Here is a 20,359-nt window from a genome sequence, read left to right as displayed (position 1 = left end):
TATCATGTCGCTGCCTGCTCATTTTCGGTCAAAAGAGAGACGTAAGTGACTGACCCTTCTAACAATAGTCAAACTGCACAATGGCGAATTGCGCCCGGTGAGCAACCTACAGACGATCCTTTGCTTGATTGCTTAGTGTTATTGACTGAGCACTATGGCACCCCTTGCTCTGGTGATGCTTTGGTCGCGGGCTTACCGATGACTAATGCCTTGCTTACCCCAGACATGTTTCCACAAGCAGCGGGTCGAGCGGGTCTGGCTGCTCGGTTGTCTCGACGTAATCTGGATAATGTCGGCGCGCTCTTGTTGCCCTGTGTCCTGTTGCTCTCTGACCAAAAAGCCTGTGTATTGCGTGAAATAGATAGTGATGCGGGCACGGCACTTATTCAACTGCCTGAAAATGCAGGGGAAGAGACCATTGCGCTTGAGGCGCTTGAGGCCATGTATGTTGGTTACTGTTTTCTGATAAAACGTCAGTACCGCGGTGATCAATCTGTGGATCTGCATTTGCACGACACCAAGATCCACTGGTTTTGGCAGACGGTAAAAGACGCAGCACCTATCTATCGAGATGCGTTATTAGCCTCCATTTTGGTAAACCTTTTCGCGCTTGTCTCTCCTTTATTTGTCATGAATGTCTATGACAAAGTGGTTCCTAACCTTGCGTTTGAGTCACTGTGGGTGCTCGCAAGCGGTGCGACGCTAGCGTATTGTTTTGACTTTTTAATGCGAAAACTTCGCTCTTACATGATTGATGTCGCAGGAAAAAAGGTCGACATCATTGTGTCATCTCGTTTATTTGCGCGGCTGATGGGAACCCCTTTGGTCAATCGAGGAGCCAGTGTGGGGGCAACCGCAAAACAGCTGGGTGAGTTTGATGCTGTGCGAGATATGTTGACCTCAGCCACGATAACCACGCTTGTCGATCTTCCCTTTGCAGTATTTTTTATTACGGTGATTTATCTCGTTGCGGGGGATTTAGCGATAGTGCCTGTGCTTGCGGGCTTTATCATATTGGCTTACACCATTTCGGTTCAGCCCAAACTAAAAGCGGCCATCGAAGAGAGCAACAAGTATGCATCAGAGCGACACGGACACTTAATCGAAAGCCTCTCGGCGTTAGAAGGGATTAAGTCTAATGTTGCTGAAGGTATTGTGCAGCGTAGCTGGCAACAAATGACTGCACATACGGCTAACTGGAACTTTAAAGTTAAGCAAATCACCAACAACATCTCTTATACCGCGACATTTGTGACCCAAATGATGGCTATCGCGGTGGTGATTTTAGGGGTGTATCGTGTCGCTGATGGTGATATTTCCATGGGCGGAATTATTGCTGCGGTGATGCTTTCAAGCCGCGCCGTGTCGCCGATGGCACAGATGGCGAGCCTGCTCAGTCGCTGGAATCAAACCAGTTCCTCGCTTCGTCAGCTTAATGCCATGATGGAGCAAGAAGATGAGTTTGCAGAAAAAGGCCATCTAGTTAGTCGCAAACGCTTAAAAGGTGAGATCAGTGCTGACAACTTGGCGTTTAATTACCCTGAATCAGAACGTCCAGCGCTCTATCCATTAAACTTCCGTGTTCAGCCAGGGGAAGTCATTGCGATTTTGGGCAAAAACGGCTCAGGGAAAACCACCTTACTCAAACTATTAGCTGGCCTATTTCAGCCGCAGCAAGGGAGCTTGCGCTTTGACGGGGTCGATAGCCGGCAAATACACCCCGCTGATCTGCGTCGAAACGTTGGGTATCTCGCACAGGATGTGGCCCTGTTTCATGGCACTATCCGTGAAAACATAATGTTTGGTACGCGGCAAGTGACCGAACACCAATTGATGCGTGCTGTGCAGCTTTCTGGTGTGAGCTTATTTACCGCCCAAGATCATGAAGGGCTAGACAAACAAGTCGGTGAGCGAGGCGAGCGGCTGTCCCGAGGTCAACGCCAAGCGGTCTCCTTAGCAAGAGCTCTGCTCAATGAGCCACCGATGTTGATCATGGATGAGCCGACCGCAAGCCTAGATGCCCATGCCGAAAACCAGTTCATTAAAGCCATGCAAGTGGCGGCGCGTGGACGAACACTGATCATGGTGACGCATAATATGGCGCTGCTCAAACTGGCTAAGCGTGTGATTGTGATGGATAAAGGGCGCGTGGTCATGGATGGACCCAGAGATCAGGTGCTCAGTAAGCTCAATAAAGGAAATGCATCATGATCAAGCGGTTAATTAAAAAAGACCGTCATACAGATCTAGATATGATCGATGATGTTTATGGTGCGATGATGACAGATGCACCATTGCGTTATCGCGCAGTGGTATGGGGAGCACTCCTGTTGGTCGCGAGTTTTATCGTTTGGGCGTCTTTTGCTGAATTGGATCGCGTCACTCGTGGCAGTGGTAAAGTGATCCCGTCGTCTCATGTTCAGCTGATTCAAAGCTTGGATGGAGGGATCCTTCAGGCCATGTTCGTTGATGAAGGCCAGCTCGTCGAGAAGGGCATGCCGTTGGCTCGAATTGATGATACCCGATTCCGCTCAGATCTTGCCCAACAAGAGCAAGAAGTGGATAGCCTTCGTGCGGCGGTGACTAGGATGTATCACGAACTCGATAGCGTATCACTGTTGCCCGCCAGCCAGCCTTGGCAACAGCAAATTGTGATTGAACCCAGAACGATCACTTTCCCCGATACCCTCACTAGCCGAAAACCCAATTTGGTGGCTCGCCAAAAGTCTGAATATCGCAGCCGATTAGATAGCTTGAGTAACCAGCTAGAGATACAAGCGCGTCAGATTGTCCAAAAAGGCCAAGAGCTTCAAGAAGTCGCTTCAAAGATAAAAACACTCAATAACAGCATGACAATCATGCAGCGTGAGATCAATATCACACGCCCACTGGTCGAAAAGCGCATTGTCTCAGAAGTGGAACTTCTCAAACTCCAGAGACAGATCAATGATATGGAAGGTGAGTTAACAAACCTGAAGCTGTCCCGACCGAAAATCAAAGCGGCGTTGGATGAGGCCATACTAAAGCGACGAGAGGCCGCGCTTCAGTTTATCAGTGAAACACGTGGCAAGCTGAGTGAAGTGGAAGCAAGGTTGTCTCGGTTGACGGAAGCGACCGTTGGTGCGCAAGACAAAGTGGATAAAGCGGTGATCACCTCTCCGGTGAACGGCACGGTAAAGACAGTGCACATCAATACCCTCGGTGGTGTGGTGCAACCCGGTGAAGACGTGATTGAAATTGTCCCCACCGAAGACCAATTGTTGGTAGAGGTGAAAATCTTGCCCAAAGATATCGCCTTTTTGCATCCCGGCTTACCTGCTGTCGTGAAAGTCACAGCCTATGATTTTACCCGTTACGGCGGATTGGAAGGGACTGTCGAGCACATTAGCGCCGATACAACGCAAGATGAAGAAGGCAACAGTTTTTACTTAGTGAGAATACGCACGGATTCTTCCCATCTCACTAAGAAAGATGGGACACCCATGCCCATCATACCAGGCATGTTAACGTCAGTGGATATTATAACCGGCAAGCGGACGGTGATTGAGTACTTACTTAACCCGATACTGCGAGCAAAAGAAAATGCGCTCCGCGAGCGCTAATTAAAAATAGGAGAAACAACATGCTGCACTTACCACACGTGGTATTTAAAAAGCGTGTGACTGCCATAGCCTTGATGTTAGGGCTAAGTTCGCCTGCTGTTTTATCGCAGACACTGGAGCAAGCGGTTGCCCAGTCGCTCGAATCACATCCTCAGATTCGTCAAGCGTTTGCCCGCTATAAAGCCAGTGAGCAAGCCATTGATCAAGCGAAAGCCGGTTATTATCCCAAGCTCGATGCGACGGCTGGGATCGGTTGGGAGCGTACCGACTCCCCCGCGACACGGCGTGATACCACCACCGATGATGAAGTGGATCTAACACGGCGTGAACTGGGTGTCTCTCTTCAGCAAATGCTATTTGACGGTTTTCGTACCCAAAACGAAGTCGATCGCACCCAAAATGAAGCGACGGCGGAGCAGTGGGCAATGGTCGCTACTGCCGAGGATAAGGCTCTAGAGGTCTCTCGCGTTTACCTTGATGTATTGATTGCAGAGCAAGTAGTGACCTTGGCAGAGAAGAACTTACAAAACCACCAAGAAATCTATGATGCTATTGCGGAGAGCAATGCGGGCGGGTTTGCCAAAGCCAGTGATCTCTCTCAGGTCACCGGGCGTTTAGCGAGAGCCAATGCAAACCTGATGTCAGCTCGTAACAATCTTGCTGATGCACAAAGTCGCTTTACCAAAATGGTTGGCGAGTCTCCAGAAGCATTGCGTCTGCCGATGCCTGATGCTGAGTTGCTGCCGCGCACGCTAGAAGCCATGCTAGATATTGCCCTCGAACAGCATCCACGTATTCATGCTGCGCAATCCGATATTGCGGCGGCCAATGCTGCGCGAGATGGTTCGCGCGCTGCGTATTTGCCGACTTTAAATGTTGAAGTGGCGGCAAATTGGAACGAAAACGTTGGTGGGGAAGATGGGGCGGGCCCGCCTGACGTGGGCCCAGAGAACAATAACGTCCAAGCGATGTTACGCATGCGCTATAACCTGTTTAATGGGGGCGCGGACCGTGCGCGTGAACGGCAAACGGCGTATCAAACCATTGAAGCGCGAGAGATTAATGAAATGACGCATCGGGACGTGATTGAAGGGGCAACCCTTGCTTGGAACGCGCGTACATACCTTGAGCAGCAACGTGATTTTATGCGCCAACATGTTGAAGCGGCCACTGATACCCGCGATGCCTATCGTGAGGAATTTCGCTTAAATGCGCGAACATTGTTGGATGTATTGGACTCTCAGAACGAGCTTTTTGAAGCACGTCGTGAATACTTGAGCAAAGAAGCGGATGAGCTTTACGCGCAATACCGAATTTTAAATGCAACCGGTCGTCTTTTGGCGTCATTGCGAGTTGATACTCCTGCCATTTGGAATACTGCGTCACTGAAGCAGGAGGACAGCCAATGAAACAGTTTTATATCGCGGGATTTGCCGTCATGCTTCTTGCCGGCTGCGCACCGCAAGCGGTGGATACAATGCCAACCACCATTGCGCAAAGCCAAGATTTGAGCGACGCCGATTACGATGGTGTGATTTCTGCCCGTGAGCAATGCGAGCAAACGCCAAACGGTGCCTTGGTTGACAACAACGGCTGTCCTGAGCAATTGCAAACCAGTGAGTCGTTTGAGTTAAACGTGCACTTTGACACCGATTCCGCCGATGTGGATGTCTCACAATATGCCGATATCCAAACCTTGGCTGACTTTATGCAGCGCTACCCGAATACTCAGGTAGTGATAGAGGGGCATGCCAGTAAAGTGGGGTCGGTAGAGTACAACCTCGCACTCTCACAACGTCGTGCTCAAGCTATTGCGGACGTATTGACGCGACAGTTTGCGATTCCTGCTGCTCGTATTGAGGCTATCGGCTATGGTGAGTCGCGTCCGTTGATTGACCAAGAAAACGACTACGCTAATGAAGTGAACCGAAGAGTGATTGCTCATGTCACTGGTGAGCATGGCTCAACCCATATGCGCTGGACAATTTATTCTTCAGAGCAGACGCCTTAGAGAATGATCTAAAAGAGAAAGCATGACATTACATCAACGTGTTGTCCTGTTTGTTGTCGCCGCCGCTTTGCTAACTGCGTTAGCGACGGCGGCGGTCGCTTTTCAGCTCGGCATAACCCAACTGAAAAGTGAACAGCAACAGCAAGTCAGTTTACTCAGTGCAGCGATGGCCGAGGCACTGCCACCCATTATTGAACAAAGCGACAACGAGCGGCTCAACCAGCTCGTGGCGCATTTTATGGCGGCTCCCCAAGTTAAGTCGGTATCGGTGATGCCGATGCTTTCTGGTCAACGACAACTTTGGCAGGCGGATGCAAGAGCGATCGCAACGCCTCGTTGGTTTGTGCATTTATCCGGCATTGAGTCCGCGTCGAAAATAGTATCAGTCAGTAATGGTTGGACCCAATTAGCGAGAGTTACGGTGGAGGTCAGCCCACTCCCTGCCGTTGAGGCGCTTTGGGATCGCATGTCGCAACTGGTGACGCTGCTTGCGGCCATGTGTGCGGTGATCCCTTTTGCGGCATCCTTTATGTTTCGGCGCGTGACCACTCCTTTGGCTGAACTGGACACGCGCTTAAACGCGTTAGGGCGAGGTGATTATCAACCCGCTAAGTCGAGAACGCGCGTTAAAGATCTGCAAGCCTTATTGCAGGCCTTTAATCTCGCGGGTCAGCAGGTAGCTCGAGTCCATAAAAGCCAGCAAGAAGAGCTATCGCGTTTACGCGATAAATTGATGATCGATCCGGTCTCTCGTTTACCGAATCGAGGTTACTTCCAACATCAGTTACAAAGTTTTATTAAAGACGATGTGAACTGCACTTTATTGTTAATTGAGACCGAATGGTTATCACGCTTGCGCGCACGGTATGGTTATCAATATCGCGATCAATGCTGGCGGTTGCTGGGTGAAGCCTTAAGTCATGGCGAGTTAGCTGAGAGACACAAACTGGTTGCACGTCTAAGCCACAACGAAGTTGCCATTCTCCTGACCAGTGTTGATGAGGGGGATATTCGTCCTTATCTACAGCGCTTACTGCGTGTGGTTAACCAAGAGCTGGAAAACATTTCCTTGCCCGCGAATCAAGGTTTTCATATTGGTGTAGCGAAAACACAAGACGATGATGCGGCGTCGTTACTGGCCAAAGCGGATAACGCTTTGCAGCAAGCGAAGCGACGCAGTGAGGTTTACCATTGGCCTAGTCATGCGAATGCCGATAGTCGAACCCGAGAGCAGTGGCGTCACATTTTGCTTGATGCACTCAATAAAAATCCGCTCACCCTTTATGCTCAGCCAGTGAGACATCGTGATAATCAAACCAACTGGCACCAAGAGGTCTATGCCCATTTGTGGGTGGATGAGGCTTGGTTGTCTGCTGGGCAGCTGCTCAATCGTATTGAAATGTACGCGCTGGGTGAAGAATTTGACCGTCATGTGCTGACACGCGCCGATCAGTACATTAAAGCGCATCCAGACTCGGACAAACTTGCCATTAACCTGACGGTAGAGAGTGTGAGAAGTACGGCGTTCCATGACTGGTTAGCCAACTACTTATTAAAAACCTACTTGTCAGATAAGCTCGCGTTCGAGGTTGCGGAGGAAGCGGTGCAGGTCGACATTGCGGCATGCCAAACCCTGTTTAAGATGATCCGAGAGCATGGGTTTGACGTGGGGATTGACCATTTTGGCCGTGATATGGACAACGTGAATTATATCCACGATATTGAGCCCGATTATGTCAAACTCGATATTGGCTTTGGTCAGCCGTCGAGCGATGTGGATGATGTCTTTATCCGTATGCTGATCAATATTGCCGCGGCGCAAGAGATACGCGTCATTGCCACGGGCATTGAGCAATCTGATCAGCACCAATATTTTCATCAATTGGGCTGTCATGGTTACCAAGGCTATATATTGCCACCGGTTCAACTGGACAACCTTTCTCAGTCCGCATCATTGCCAAGCTGAGCGCGCATAATAAGTGCGTCTTCCGTGGTGCCATCCGGGCAGGGGTAATAGCCTGCTCGGCGGCTTATCAGCTCAAATCCCTGTTTTTGATACAGCGCCCGTGCGCCACGGTTACTTTGTCGCACTTCTAACCACAAGGTGTTCGCGCCTGCAGCAATGAGTGTCTTTTTTAGCAAGGTGAGCAGCTGGTGACCGACGCCTTTACCTTGAAAAGGCCGGTCAACGGCAATGTTTAAAAGCTCTGCTTCGCCAGCGACGCAACGCGTATAAAAATAACCGATGATCTGATCATCTTGGTTGACTAACGCATAGTGGTGATCGAAGCGCCCCTGAGCCGGTGCAAGCTGTGTCTTGGACCAAGGCGCGATATGCACGGCCTGTTCAATACGTACGATATCGCTCAGGTGCTTATCGTCGATAGGCTGGAGCGTGTAATCAGTCATATTGGCAGATTTGACGCCATAAATCGCGTTTTGCCGCAGGGTTATCATGCATCTGTGCCAAGGGGAGAGAGTGGAGTGTGCGCACACCGTCAATCATGACCTCCGGCTTGCCAATATACCAACTCCAGACCAAGTGGTGATCGCCGAGTGCTGCGAGCGCAGCGTGGGGCAGTTGCCTCGCCTTATCAGCGTCAAGCTTCATACTTTTTAAGATATTGCCAAATAACCACGCATCTTGCTCGCTGAGAGGATCGTCGCAAACCAGCAATAGCTGGCAGTTTTCGGGAAGTTGGATAACTTCCTGTTCACGGCCGTAAAGCTCAGGGTGGCGGAGTTGCCAGACGGATACACCCATGGCTTGTAAACGTTGAATATCGGTCAGCATATCGAGTGCTCGTTAAACGGTGGCGGCAGCGAGTTGCTTGTACCACCAATGCTTGTCGGTCGAAATCGGCGCAAATTCAGCATTGGCCGCTTGAGGGCTCGGCGCAATTTTAAGCTGACAATAGCCAAGTTCAAACAAGACGGATTCTGCCTCATCTAAAAGGGGAGCAATCAGTTCAGGGTCGGGACTAAACCAAACCGCGATAAGTTGCGCATTATCCTCGGATTGTGCATCTACGACGGCAATGTGTCCTAGCGTGCTACCCATATCATCCGTAGCGACCAATGACAGCGTGATCAGCCCTTGCTCTCGCCATTGTTGCAACTGATCAGCTTGCTGAGGGTTAGCGAGTGTATCTCGCCACCATTGATCGAGGCGAACCAGATCGGCGGGCGCTTCTGAGCGGATTAACATAGCGAAAGGCCTAGATGACAAATGATGCGGTCAGGATAACGGATTCCCGATCCGGTGCAAGCACTGTGCGAACAAGGTTTCAGTATATCGACGCTCACAGTCTGTATTGTTAAGCAACAATTTGCGCACTTTCGCTGCAAACTCAACACCAATGACTGATTTTGAGCACCTTATCTATTTTTACAGATTGATGTGCGGTATATAGTGTTAAAAGCTTGAACGCTACAGCAGCTCCACATAGAGTGCTACTGACAAGCTAATAAAAAGTGTCTAACATGTGAGACGAATTTTTCGCCACGACACGTTGGTCGGCACCTGTACCGAGGAAGATGTGAGCCATCCATGCCAATTTCGCAGTTAACCGATTGGTTTTACCGCTTAACCGACAGCAGTCCGTTTCTTTTTGCCATTCTCGATAGTGACGATTGTTACCTCTATGCAAATCAGCGATATGCGGATTTAACTGGGGTTTCATTGGATGCCTTGGCGGGGGCGAACGACCGGCAAACGCTCGGGGAACAGTTTTATGCTGCGGTAAAGCCGCATTACGAGTCAGCCCGGCGAGGGAAAAGCACTGAAGGGGAAGTGGTGGTGTCTGATGGCTATCACAGCACCAGTTTTCATTTTAGTGTCGCCCCGCTTAGTGAGCATCGAGACAGCAAAGGGCAGCCGTATGTGGTCATTCATGCTGCTGACACATCAGAGCGGCAGGTGCTTGCAAGTGCCCTTGAAGAAGCCGAAGAAAAATTTTACCGCTTGAGTGAGTTGATTGATGACGGCTGCTGTTTGGTAGAAGACGAACTGATCCTCTCTGCAAATCCCATGGCAGTGGAACGCCTCGGTGTTGACAGCGCAGACGCCTTATTGGGTGAGTCGTTATCGACCTTCCTGCGTCCCGCAGATTCCAATCAATCGCTCGTCGCCATGTTTTCACAGCCTGAAGGCCATCAAAGCACCCCGTGTGTGCTTGCCAACACGGGAACACCCATCGAAGTGTCTTGTGCACCTATTCACATCCTAGGTAAAAACGCGCATATGGTGCGTTTGCATGCACAGGCTGTCGTGGCTGAGCCACAGCCTGCGGCGATGATCCATTCGGCGTATACGGATGCGTTAACTGGATTGTATAACCGACATGGCTTTAGTCGTGAGTTGGATGGCTTGATAGCCAGCGATACACCCTTAGCCATGCTGTACCTTGACGTAGATAACTTTAAAAATATCAACGACTCATTAGGTCACCATATTGGCGATCGGGTATTACAAGACATTGCCCAACGCTTACGCCGTTTACTGTCACCAGACACCATTGTGGGTCATCTGGGTGGCGACGAATTCGCAATTATTCTGCCCAAACCGGCGACCGATGACGCGCCTGATCAGCTTGCGGAAAAAGTGGTCTCAGTGATCAGTCAGCCGTTTGAGCTGCACCATTTTAGTAAGTACTTGGCGTGCTCTGTCGGGTTGGTACGCTATCCAGAAGATGGCAAAGATGCACGCAGCCTACTGCAAAATGCCGATACTGCCATGTATGAGGCGAAAGAGCGCGGCCGAAACCGCGTAGTCGCCTATAACGACCAAATGAGCAAAGAAGCTCGGATGCGGCTTTGGCTTGAGATTGAACTGCAAAAAGCATTACAAAATAATGGCCTAGAAGTGTGGTATCAGCCAAAAGTCAACACGAGCGATTATCGCGTCAATGGGGCGGAGGCCTTGGTGCGTTGGAAGCATCCAGTCGAAGGATATATAAGTCCTGCGCGATTTATTCCGGTCGCAGAGCGGTGTGGCTTGATTGAGCAACTGGGCCGAAATGTAATGCGAGAGGTGTTTCAAAATGTGCGTCGTTGGCGTCTTCATGATGTCTTGCCCGGCCGCGTCGCCATCAACCTTTCTCCGGAGCAGTTTCGTAATCCTAAACTGACCGAGCATATGGAAAAACTGCTGCGCGCAACCGGCGCAAATCCCGAAGACATCACGTTTGAGCTTACAGAAAGTGCGGTGATGAACGACGATACCCATGCCATGCAGATGCTCAATGCAATCAAAGAGCTGGGTTTTGCCTTGTCTATCGATGACTTCGGAACCGGATATTCCTCTTTATCCTACTTGGCGCGTTTTCCGCTGGATGAATTGAAAATCGATCGCGCGTTTATCCACGATATGGATGCGTTGAGTAAGCAAGTGACCTTGGTAGAAAGCATTATCAACCTTGGGCGGGCCATGGAGATGACCGTAGTAGCAGAAGGGGTAGAAACGCGCCAGCAAGCGTCGGTGCTGACCAATTTAAACTGTGACACCATTCAGGGATATTATTTTCACTCGCCCATGCCGCGGCGAGAATTTGAAAAGCTATTACAAAAAAGTAAGCCCCGTAAGCAGCCACCCCAGACCGTACCTGCCCCGACAGACTAACCAGATCAAATAACCGCCTGTACAAGGCGGTTATTGGTTTGCGCTATTCGTCGTTTTGCTGGGATTGATGATAGGCAATACGATTGAGCTCCAGTAGGGCATAGCGGTGTTCGACAAAGGCATACACATTGCCAGACATGGCCAACTTATACAGTGCAACCGCTTTGTCTTGATTGCCAAGGTGCTGATAGTGTTTGGCCAGATAAAAATAGGCTTCGCATAAACGCTCCGCCAGCACTTGGTTATCACTCGCTTGAGTGGCCAACTGCTCCAGCAACTCTCGCTCGCTCACCTTGCCCAAAAACATCCGCGCCAGTTGCCATCCCCAATCCAGTTGGTCGCTGTTTTCTATCCGCTCGGCTAAATGTGTTTTGGCCGCGTCATCGCCTTTCCAATCGCGCTCCACCAAATACAGCCAAATCACACGATACGGATCGTCCACATCGTCTTGGTAATGGGTGAGAAGATCCTGATAGGCGAGGCGGTAGCGTCCACCATAGTAAAGCGCGATACCACGATTGCGCTCGGCATAAGTGTGGGTGTTATCTAGCTCTAAGGTAGAGTCAAACGCTTCATATGCGGCATCGTAGTGACCGGTTTGGGTGAAATAAACGCCCAAAATATTAAACACGTCGGGTTGATCCGGCTTTAATGAGAGTGACTGATTAAAATCGAGCCGTGCCAGATCACGCATTCCGAGGCTATCGTGCAGCAAGCCGCGCTCATAGTGGAGTTGGGCGCGTGCATCGTCGCTCAGATCGTCGCGAGCGAGTAGTTGGTCAATACGGGCAAGATGCACTTCCTGTTGCAACGTGGGTTGCAATGGCACGGCCATGGGCGGGAAAGTCCACTGACTGGAGCAGCCTGTGAGTAGTAAAAGGCCTGCAATGACCAGCGACTTCAAAAAAACGGTCATGACGGTGCGTCTCCATATAAAAAAAGGGGGCCACGGCCCCCTTTATAGCATGAATTACAATCAGACTCTAAGCGTCAGTTGCAGGTGCATCATCGGCAGGTGCAGCCTCAGAGGCTGCTTTATCCGAAGCCGCTTCTTTCATGCTTAGACGGATACGACCTTGGCGGTCGATCTCTAGCACTTTCACTTCGACTTCTTGGCCGATTTCGAGGAAGTCAGAGACTTTCTCAACGCGCTGATCTGCGATTTGCGAGATGTGCACCAGACCATCTTTACCACCGATCACAGACACGAACGCACCGAAATCAACGATACGCTGGACTTTACCCGTGTAGATGCGGCCCACTTCCACTTCAGCGGTCAAGGCTTCGATACGAGAAATCGCATCTTGTGCCGCCGCGCCGTCAGTTGCAGCAATTTTCACCGTACCGTCGTCATCGATTTCGATTGTGGTGCCGGTTTCTTCGGTTAGCTGACGGATCACCGCGCCACCTTTACCGATCACATCACGGATCTTATCTGGGTTGATGCTGATGGTGTGAATACGTGGAGCAAACTCAGAGATATCATCACGTGCTGAACCAATCGCTTGATCCATCACATCCAAGATATGCAGACGCGCACCTTTTGCTTGGTTCAGAGCGATTTGCATGATCTCTTTGGTGATACCTTCGATTTTGATGTCCATCTGCAGTGCAGTCACACCGTCATCGGTACCCGCGACTTTAAAGTCCATGTCGCCAAGGTGGTCTTCATCACCGAGGATGTCAGAAAGTACGACAAAATCGTCCCCTTCTTTAACCAGACCCATCGCGATACCCGCGACTGATTTTTTCACCGGTACACCGGCGTCCATCAGTGCCAGAGAGGTACCACATACCGACGCCATTGACGATGAGCCGTTTGACTCAGTGATCTCAGAGACCACACGGACGGTGTATGGGAATTCGTCTTGGCTTGGCATTACCGCAGCGATACCACGTTTCGCGAGACGGCCATGGCCGATTTCACGACGCTTTGGTGAACCGACAAAACCGGTTTCACCGACACAGTATGGAGGGAAGTTGTAGTGCAGCATAAAGCTGTCCTGACGCTCACCCATGATTGAGTCGATGATCTGTGCATCACGTTGGGTACCCAGTGTGGCGGTCACCAGCGCCTGCGTTTCACCACGCGTGAACAACGCGCTGCCGTGTGTGCGAGGTAGCACACCGGTACGTACGTCTAGCGCACGAACCATGTCTTTTTCGCGACCATCGATACGTGGTTCACCGGCAATGATGCGGCTACGCACGACTTTCTTCTCTAGATCGCCAAGCATATCGAGTACTTCACGCTCGTCGAGGGTCTCGTCTTGCTCAAGCAGAGCGGCAACCGCCTCTTGCTTCACGTTACCGACTTGCTCATAACGCGCCATTTTTTCAGTGATTTGGTACGCTTGTGCGAGTGGGCCTTGCGCCATTTCTGCAACACGCGCTTGCAGGGCGGCATTCACTTCTGGTGCTTGCCAATCCCACGCAGGGGTACCAACTTCCGCGGCGAACTCTTTGATAGCGTTGATAGCGACTTGTTGTTGGTCATGACCAAACATCACCGCTTGCAGCATTTGTTCTTCGCTTAGGCGATCGGCTTCAGATTCAACCATCAGCACCGCGCCTTCAGTACCGGCAACCACAAGGTCAAGACGGCTGTTGTCCAGCTCTGCTTCGCTTGGGTTCAATACCAGCTCATCGTTGATATAACCAACACGTGCTGCACCAATTGGGCCATTGAATGGGATACCAGAAATCGCCAGTGCCGCAGAGGTACCTAGCATGGCAACCACATCTGGGCTAACAGCTGGGTTTACCGATACTACGGTCGCAATCACTTGAACTTCGTTTTTGAACGAGTCAGGGAAAAGCGGACGAATAGGGCGGTCAATCAAACGTGCTGTCAGGGTTTCTGACTCTGAAGGACGACCTTCACGCTTGAAGAAACCGCCTGGGATTTTACCTGCTGCGTAAGTACGCTCTTGGTAGTTCACGGTCAGTGGGAAAAAGCCTTGGCCTTCTGCCGCTTCTTTTTTACCGACGACAGAGACGAATACTGAGGTATCGTCCATGCTTGCCATTACCGCACCGGTGGCTTGGCGAGCCATCACACCGGTTTCCAACGTCACGGTATGGTTGCCGTATTGGAATGTTTTTACGATTGGATTCACAGAATGTTTCCTTGTTGCTGAGGAGATAAATCATCCGATTTATCGAGCTAAATGTAAGCTTTCAGCTGTTCACCATCGCGACTAATGGCAACACACTGAGGGCTTGTCTCGCGGGCGGACGTGCAATGTGTTGTCAATAGCCGCGACCGGATGGTCGACTTCGTTGACTGTGTCACAACTGAAAGTGGCGCTAATTATACACGTGCTTCACCAATAACGACACCACGCTGCGTTCAATTGGCAACATTTGTGATGTGTTTGGCAAGCAATCTTGACCCTAACGAACACAGATAACAGTGCCAAGTCAGATTTGTGAATTGAAGCTGGCTACAAGATCAGCGAAAATACGTTCCCTTTGTGATTAACCCCCTCAGTTGGCGCCTGATTGCCGCCTGAATAAATCAAGAAGATAACTTGCTATGTCTAATACACCGCTGCAACAGGAAGTTGATAAACGACGCACCTTTGCGATTATCTCGCACCCGGATGCGGGTAAAACCACGATTACTGAAAAAGTCCTGCTATTCGGACGTGCGATTCAAACCGCCGGGACGGTCAAAGGGCGCGGCTCTAACCACCATGCAAAATCTGACTGGATGGATATGGAGAAAGAGCGGGGGATCTCCGTGACCACGTCGGTGATGCAGTTCCCGTACAATGACTGTTTGGTCAACCTGCTTGATACCCCAGGGCACGAGGATTTCTCGGAAGATACTTATCGAACCCTCACCGCGGTTGACTCCTGTTTGATGGTGATTGACGCAGCAAAAGGTGTTGAGGATCGTACCCGTAAGTTGATGGAAGTTACGCGTTTGCGCGATACCCCGATCATTACCTTTATGAACAAATTGGACCGTGATATTCGCGATCCGATGGAGCTGCTGGATGAAGTAGAAAGTGAGCTCAATATTGCCTGTGCGCCAGTGTCATGGCCAATTGGTTGTGGTAAAGGGTTTAAAGGGGTGTATCACATTCATCGTGATGAAAGCATCTTGTATCAGTCTGGCCAAGGTCACACCATTCAAGAAGCTCGCATCATTAAAGGGTTGGACAACCCCGAATTGGATGAAGCAATTGGTGCTGATATTGCACAAGACTTACGTGATGAGCTCGAGCTGGTCATGGGCGCATCGCATGAATTTGATCGCGAGCTGTTTCTCAGTGGCGACTTAACACCGGTCTTTTTTGGTACTGCACTGGGTAACTTTGGTGTCGATCATATGTTGGATGGGTTAACGGCTTGGGCGCCGAAACCGCTCTCTCGTCCGACGCCGGATCGTGTCGTTAATGCCGACGAAGAAAAATTCACCGGCTTCGTCTTTAAGATTCAGGCCAACATGGATCCCCGTCACCGTGACCGAATTGCCTTTGTTCGAGTGGTATCCGGTAAGTACCAGCAAGGTATGAAGTTAAAACATGTGCGCTTGGGCAAACAAATTAATATCTCTGACGCCGTGACCTTTATGGCGGGTGATCGCGCGCGAGCCGAAGATGCTTACGCCGGTGATATTATCGGTTTGCACAATCATGGCACTATCCAAATTGGGGACACCTTTACACAAGGCGAAGATCTTAAGTTTTCTGGGATCCCTAACTTTGCGCCTGAACTGTTCCGTCGCATTCGCTTGCGTGATCCTTTGCGTCAAAAGCAGCTGCTTAAAGGTCTGGTCCAGCTTTCGGAAGAAGGTGCGGTACAGGTCTTCCGTCCGCTACAATCGAACGATCTTATCGTTGGTGCGGTTGGTGTGCTGCAGTTTGATGTGGTGGTGGCACGCTTGAAAGCGGAATACAACGTTGATGCGATTTATGAGTCCATTAACGTGGCGACTGCACGTTGGGTCGAATGTGAGGATGAGAAAAAACTCGACGACTTCCAGCGTAAAAACCAAGCTAACCTCGCGCTGGATGGTGGTGACAATCTTACCTATATCGCACCGACCATGGTCAACCTCAACCTGACCCAAGAGCGCTTCCCGGACATTCAATTGCGGGCAACGCGTGAGCACTAAGTCAGCGGGTTGATGCCAAAGGCATCGCACTCATGTAGGGGAGCAGGTTCGTTCTCTGCGGGTGAGGCTCCCTGCGGATGAGGGGCAAACCTTCTATAATGCCGTCTGTATAGGGCGGCATTTTACTTTTAAGAGGACAGCGATGAAGATAGCTTTGGCCATCAAAAGGTGGGTAGCGCGTTATGATGCATGGTGCCAACGCATGGGGCTCACTCCTGAAAACCGACGCAGTTGCGTGCCGGTGAAACGCGAATCACATACTCAGATAAATCGCACTGACAAGCATGATTGATACCCATTGTCATTTTGATTTTCCTCCGTTTAATCAAGCGCCCGCGCAATATTGGCAAGCGGCACGTGAGGTGGGCGTCACGCGGATGATAGTGCCCAGCGTGAGTGAACAAAACTGGCAGGCGGTGTTAGCGTTGACAGAGCGCTTTGCTGGCATCTATGCCGGGCTTGGGCTGCATCCTTGTTTTGTCGACACGCACACTGACTCGAGTCTTGCCGCATTAGAAGACGCGCTGGTATCACGGCCGCTATCTTGCGTGGCGGTAGGCGAAGCGGGTTTAGACTATTTTGTCGCGAATACCGCAGAGATGAAGCAGCGCCAGCACGCCTTACTGGAAGGGCAGTTATGGCTAGCTCGCCGTTATGACTTACCCATTATTTTGCACAGTCGCCAATCCCATAACCAATTATTGCGTGTGATTAAAGCGTATCCGGGGATTCGCGGCGTGCTTCATGCCTTTAGTGGTAGCGCACAGCAAGGCAAGCAGTTTATCGATGCGGGTTTGATGTTGGGAGTAGGTGGAACCATTACCTATTCGCGCGCTAATAAGACCCGTCAAGCGATTCAACATTTACCTCTTTCACATCTGTTACTGGAAACCGATGCGCCGGATATGCCTTTGGCAGGATTTCAAGGAAAAGCCAATACCCCAGCACAGGTTTCTCGGGTGGCAGACGTGCTCTGTGAGTTAAAAGACTGTGATAAAGATCGTCTATTGACTGAAACATCAGGCAATGCTGAGCGATTGTTTAGTCTTAAATAAGCCGCTATCGTCCAAAGCCAAACGTTTGCACTCGTATAAGCTCACAAAAGTAGATCAAAGTCATACTTATTGATGCATTGCAGAATAGTTTTACAGCGAACTGTGATTGGAATATTACTTTAATGTGACTTGCATGCGTATAATCCCTCCCCGGAAACCAAATTCCACTTTGTCGAGACGCCAATTTTTATTTTTGAGGATGCCAAAACTATGAGCCTGCTGATGAGCGTGGTAGGGATGATGGTGCTGCTGGGGATTGCAGTCCTTCTCTCCGATAACCGCAAAGCGATTAACCTCCGTACCGTGGGTGGCGCATTCGCTATCCAACTCTTTTTCGGTGCTTTCGTACTGTATGTCGACGTGGGTCGTGATATCTTGTACGGTGCATCACAATACGTTGCCAACGTCATCGCCTATGGTGATGAAGGGATCAGCTTTATCTTCGGTGGGCTGGTTTCTGGCAAAATGTTTGAACTGTTCGGCGGTGGCGGTTTCGTCTTCGCGCTAAAAGTTCTGCCTGTTATCGTCTTCTTCTCATCATTGATCAGCGTACTTTACTACCTAGGTATCATGCAGGTTGTGATCAATGTACTGGGTGGTGGCCTACAGAAAGCACTGGGTACATCACGTGCCGAGTCCATGTCAGCAACCGCTAACATCTTTGTGGGTCAAACTGAAGCGCCATTGGTGATTCGTCCATTCGTACCGCGTATGACCCAATCTGAGCTGTTTGCCGTTATGTGTGGTGGTCTTGCCTCTGTCGCTGGTGGTGTACTGGCCGGTTATGCGTCAATGGGCGTGCCACTTGAGTATCTCATCGCGGCATCCTTCATGGCAGCACCGGGTGGTCTTCTGTTTGCGAAAATCATCAAGCCTGAAACGGAAGAGCCTGTCGAGCAAATGGCAGATGCAACTGCTGAAGGTGTTGATAAGCCAGCGAACGTGATTGACGCGGCCGCAGCGGGTGCATCATCAGGTATGCAACTGGCGCTAAACGTGGGCGCGATGCTACTGGCATTCATCGGCTTGATTGCACTGATTAACGGCATGCTAGGTGGCATCGGTGGCTGGTTCGGTTATCCAGACATCACGCTTGAGCTCATCCTAGGTTATGTCTTCGCTCCGCTTGCCTTCTTGATTGGTGTGCCATGGGAAGAAGCCATCGTTGCCGGTTCTTTCATCGGCCAGAAACTGGTTGTGAACGAATTCGTTGCTTACTTGAACTTCACCCAGTACCTAGGTGAAAACGGTCAGTTAGTCGCACAAACAGGTGCACTGATGACAGAGAAAACACAAGCGATCATTTCATTCGCATTGTGTGGCTTTGCAAACTTGTCATCTGTCGCCATCCTGCTGGGTGGTCTCGGTGGCCTTGCGCCAAACCGTCGTCCAGACATTGCACGCTTTGGTATGAAAGCTGTTGCGGCAGGTACGCTATCTAACCTGATGTCTGCAACCATTGCTGGTCTGTTCCTAACCTTGACCATGATGGGTTAATTTCCCCCAACCATGTGTCATCAAAAACGCCACACAGGAGACTGTGTGGCGTTTTTATTTGTGATGACCATACTTAGTTAGTGCGATATCTATCAACAAAATAAGGAAATACTATGCAGGAAGTCTTACTGGCGCTTGTGGCAGGTTTTTTGGTCGGGGTGTTATTCAGTGCGATTAAACTCCCTATCCCTGCGCCACCGGTTTTATCAGGAATAATGGGGATTGTCGGTGTTTATTTGGGAGGCGTTGGTTACCAGTGGGTGGTGGAGCGTTTCTTTTCTTAATCGGCTAAATGTTCACCATGTTTGCGATTGGTGCTGGTGGGCAACAGTGTGTATTTCAACAGAAACGGTAAAATCTAGTTTTGCTTGGATGGCGTTGGTAAAATAAGTGAACACCGTCATAGTTTGAGGGTGCCACAATCCCTTATTTTCCTCTTATGGTTAGCAACAAGGTGTGGCTAGCCCCAATCTATAACGTCCAACGGCGGAATACGCAAACACATCACGTTTGCACGCGGCAACAAGGATGGTTGGTTGAAGGCGGCGAGATGTCCAGCCTCAAACTTCAAGGAGCCAAGTCCGCTGAACGGCAACCTGCTAATAGGTTGTTTACACAGTGGCCAACCCATAACTGTTTGGCAAAAGAATGAGGACTGGAGATACCCATGAACGAATTACAAACCGCAGCCCTACGCGCACTGAAATTAATGGATCTAACCACACTGAATGATGATGACACGGATGAAAAAGTGATCGCTTTGTGTCAGAACGCGAAATCACCAGTCGGTAACACGGCTGCGATCTGCATCTATCCACGTTTCATTCCGGTGGCAAAAAAAGCGCTGCGTGAGCAAGGCACCCCTGAGGTGCGTATCGCCACCGTTACTAACTTCCCTCACGGCAATGATGATATCGATATTGCCGTGGCTGAAACCAAGGCGGCCGTGGCCTATGGCGCCGATGAAGTTGACGTTGTTTTCCCCTATCGTGCATTGATGGCGGGTAACGAAGAGATCGGTTTTGAACTGGTCAAACAATGCAAAGCTGCCTGTGGCGATCAAGCGCTGCTAAAAGTCATCATCGAAAGCGGTGAACTGAAAACAGATGCGCTTATCAAGCGTGCGTCTGAAATCTCAATTGATGCGGGCGCTGACTTTATCAAAACCTCGACCGGTAAAGTGGCGGTGAATGCCACGCCAGAAGCGGCAGAAATTATGCTGAACGTGATTAAAGACAAAGGTGTCGCGGATAAAGTGGGCTTTAAGCCAGCCGGTGGCGTACGCACTGCTGAGGATGCGCAGCAATACCTCGCGATGGCGGATCGTATCTTGGGCGAGAGCTGGGCAGACAGCCGTCACTATCGCTTTGGCGCCTCAAGCTTGTTAGCGAACTTATTACATACGCTGGGTGAAGGTGAAAAAGCAGCGCAAGGCGGCTACTAATC

At 50.4% G+C, this 20,359-nt stretch carries 16 protein-coding genes; 11 read left to right on the top strand and 5 right to left on the bottom strand.

Annotation, left to right across the window (positions count from 1 at the left end; all coding sequences use genetic code 11):
* The first annotated feature begins 45 nt into the window (after positions 1–45).
* From N7E60_RS11625 to N7E60_RS11605, 5 genes are read left to right on the top strand one after another with little or no spacing between them, the layout of a single operon-like run.
* Positions 46–2,211, top strand: a complete 2,166-nt coding sequence (locus tag N7E60_RS11625) for a type I secretion system permease/ATPase (RefSeq protein WP_069589141.1) — start codon at positions 46–48, stop codon at positions 2,209–2,211.
* Entirely contained in the window at positions 2,211–3,602 is a 1,392-nt protein-coding gene (locus tag N7E60_RS11620) for an HlyD family type I secretion periplasmic adaptor subunit (protein WP_269598581.1), read from the top strand. Before N7E60_RS11625 ends, N7E60_RS11620 begins: the two co-directional genes overlap by 1 nt.
* 20 nt (positions 3,603–3,622) lie before the next feature.
* Positions 3,623–5,011, top strand: a complete 1,389-nt coding sequence (locus N7E60_RS11615; RefSeq protein WP_077675094.1) for a TolC family outer membrane protein — start codon at positions 3,623–3,625, stop codon at positions 5,009–5,011.
* Positions 5,008–5,613, top strand: coding sequence for an OmpA family protein (locus N7E60_RS11610; protein WP_269597550.1), 606 nt, complete (start codon positions 5,008–5,010; stop codon positions 5,611–5,613). The genes N7E60_RS11615 and N7E60_RS11610 overlap by 4 nt, the downstream gene beginning before the upstream one ends.
* A 22-nt stretch (positions 5,614–5,635) precedes the next feature.
* Positions 5,636–7,579, top strand: coding sequence for a bifunctional diguanylate cyclase/phosphodiesterase (locus N7E60_RS11605; RefSeq protein ID WP_269597549.1), 1,944 nt, complete (start codon positions 5,636–5,638; stop codon positions 7,577–7,579).
* On the opposite strand, the gene rimI is transcribed toward N7E60_RS11605, so the two are convergent.
* The 3 genes from rimI to N7E60_RS11590 are packed head-to-tail and all read right to left on the bottom strand — an operon-like array spanning position 7,555 to position 8,821.
* Positions 7,555–8,022: a ribosomal protein S18-alanine N-acetyltransferase gene (gene rimI / locus N7E60_RS11600; protein ID WP_269597548.1), complete on the bottom strand. Its 468-nt coding sequence runs from the start codon at positions 8,020–8,022 to the stop codon at positions 7,555–7,557. The genes N7E60_RS11605 and rimI overlap by 25 nt on opposite strands.
* Complete coding sequence (locus N7E60_RS11595) at positions 8,015–8,407, bottom strand: DNA polymerase III subunit psi (protein WP_269597546.1); 393 nt, start codon at positions 8,405–8,407, stop codon at positions 8,015–8,017. Before N7E60_RS11595 ends, rimI begins: the two co-directional genes overlap by 8 nt.
* A gap of 12 nt (positions 8,408–8,419) precedes the next feature.
* On the bottom strand, positions 8,420–8,821 hold the full coding sequence (locus N7E60_RS11590; RefSeq protein ID WP_077640226.1) for a hypothetical protein: 402 nt from the start codon (positions 8,819–8,821) through the stop codon (positions 8,420–8,422).
* 342 nt (positions 8,822–9,163) lie between these two features.
* Here N7E60_RS11590 and N7E60_RS11585 point away from each other — a divergent pair, with 342 nt between their 5' ends.
* On the top strand, positions 9,164–11,233 hold the full coding sequence (locus tag N7E60_RS11585) for a putative bifunctional diguanylate cyclase/phosphodiesterase (RefSeq protein WP_269597545.1): 2,070 nt from the start codon (positions 9,164–9,166) through the stop codon (positions 11,231–11,233).
* Positions 11,234–11,276: 43 nt separating this feature from the next.
* Here the strand turns inward: N7E60_RS11585 and nlpI are convergent, their stop codons facing one another.
* Entirely contained in the window at positions 11,277–12,149 is an 873-nt protein-coding gene (gene nlpI / locus N7E60_RS11580) for a lipoprotein NlpI (RefSeq protein ID WP_096629801.1), read from the bottom strand.
* A 67-nt stretch (positions 12,150–12,216) separates the two neighbouring features.
* Positions 12,217–14,352, bottom strand: coding sequence for a polyribonucleotide nucleotidyltransferase (gene pnp, locus N7E60_RS11575; protein WP_269597544.1), 2,136 nt, complete (start codon positions 14,350–14,352; stop codon positions 12,217–12,219).
* Positions 14,353–14,771: 419 nt separating this feature from the next.
* Between pnp and prfC the strand changes: the two genes are divergently transcribed.
* From prfC to deoC, 5 genes are all read left to right on the top strand, one after another.
* On the top strand, positions 14,772–16,361 hold the full coding sequence (gene prfC, locus N7E60_RS11570) for a peptide chain release factor 3 (protein WP_167314794.1): 1,590 nt from the start codon (positions 14,772–14,774) through the stop codon (positions 16,359–16,361).
* Between the two features lie 284 nt (positions 16,362–16,645).
* On the top strand, positions 16,646–17,416 hold the full coding sequence (locus N7E60_RS11565; RefSeq protein WP_269597543.1) for a TatD family hydrolase: 771 nt from the start codon (positions 16,646–16,648) through the stop codon (positions 17,414–17,416).
* A 210-nt stretch (positions 17,417–17,626) separates the two neighbouring features.
* On the top strand, positions 17,627–18,913 hold the full coding sequence (locus tag N7E60_RS11560; protein ID WP_077479901.1) for a NupC/NupG family nucleoside CNT transporter: 1,287 nt from the start codon (positions 17,627–17,629) through the stop codon (positions 18,911–18,913).
* A gap of 113 nt (positions 18,914–19,026) precedes the next feature.
* Positions 19,027–19,197, top strand: coding sequence for a XapX domain-containing protein (locus N7E60_RS11555; RefSeq protein ID WP_069589159.1), 171 nt, complete (start codon positions 19,027–19,029; stop codon positions 19,195–19,197).
* Between the two features lie 383 nt (positions 19,198–19,580).
* Positions 19,581–20,357 carry a deoxyribose-phosphate aldolase gene (gene deoC / locus N7E60_RS11550; RefSeq protein WP_069589160.1) on the top strand — a complete coding sequence of 259 codons (777 nt, stop codon included), beginning with the start codon at positions 19,581–19,583 and terminating at the stop codon, positions 20,355–20,357.
* Positions 20,358–20,359 lie beyond the last annotated feature (2 nt).

The sequence above is a fragment of the Salinivibrio proteolyticus genome (assembly GCF_027286365.1).
Classification (GTDB): Bacteria; Pseudomonadota; Gammaproteobacteria; order Enterobacterales; family Vibrionaceae; genus Salinivibrio; species Salinivibrio proteolyticus.
Note: the sequence above shows the minus strand (reverse complement) of the source record. Positions and strands in the feature narration are given on the sequence as shown.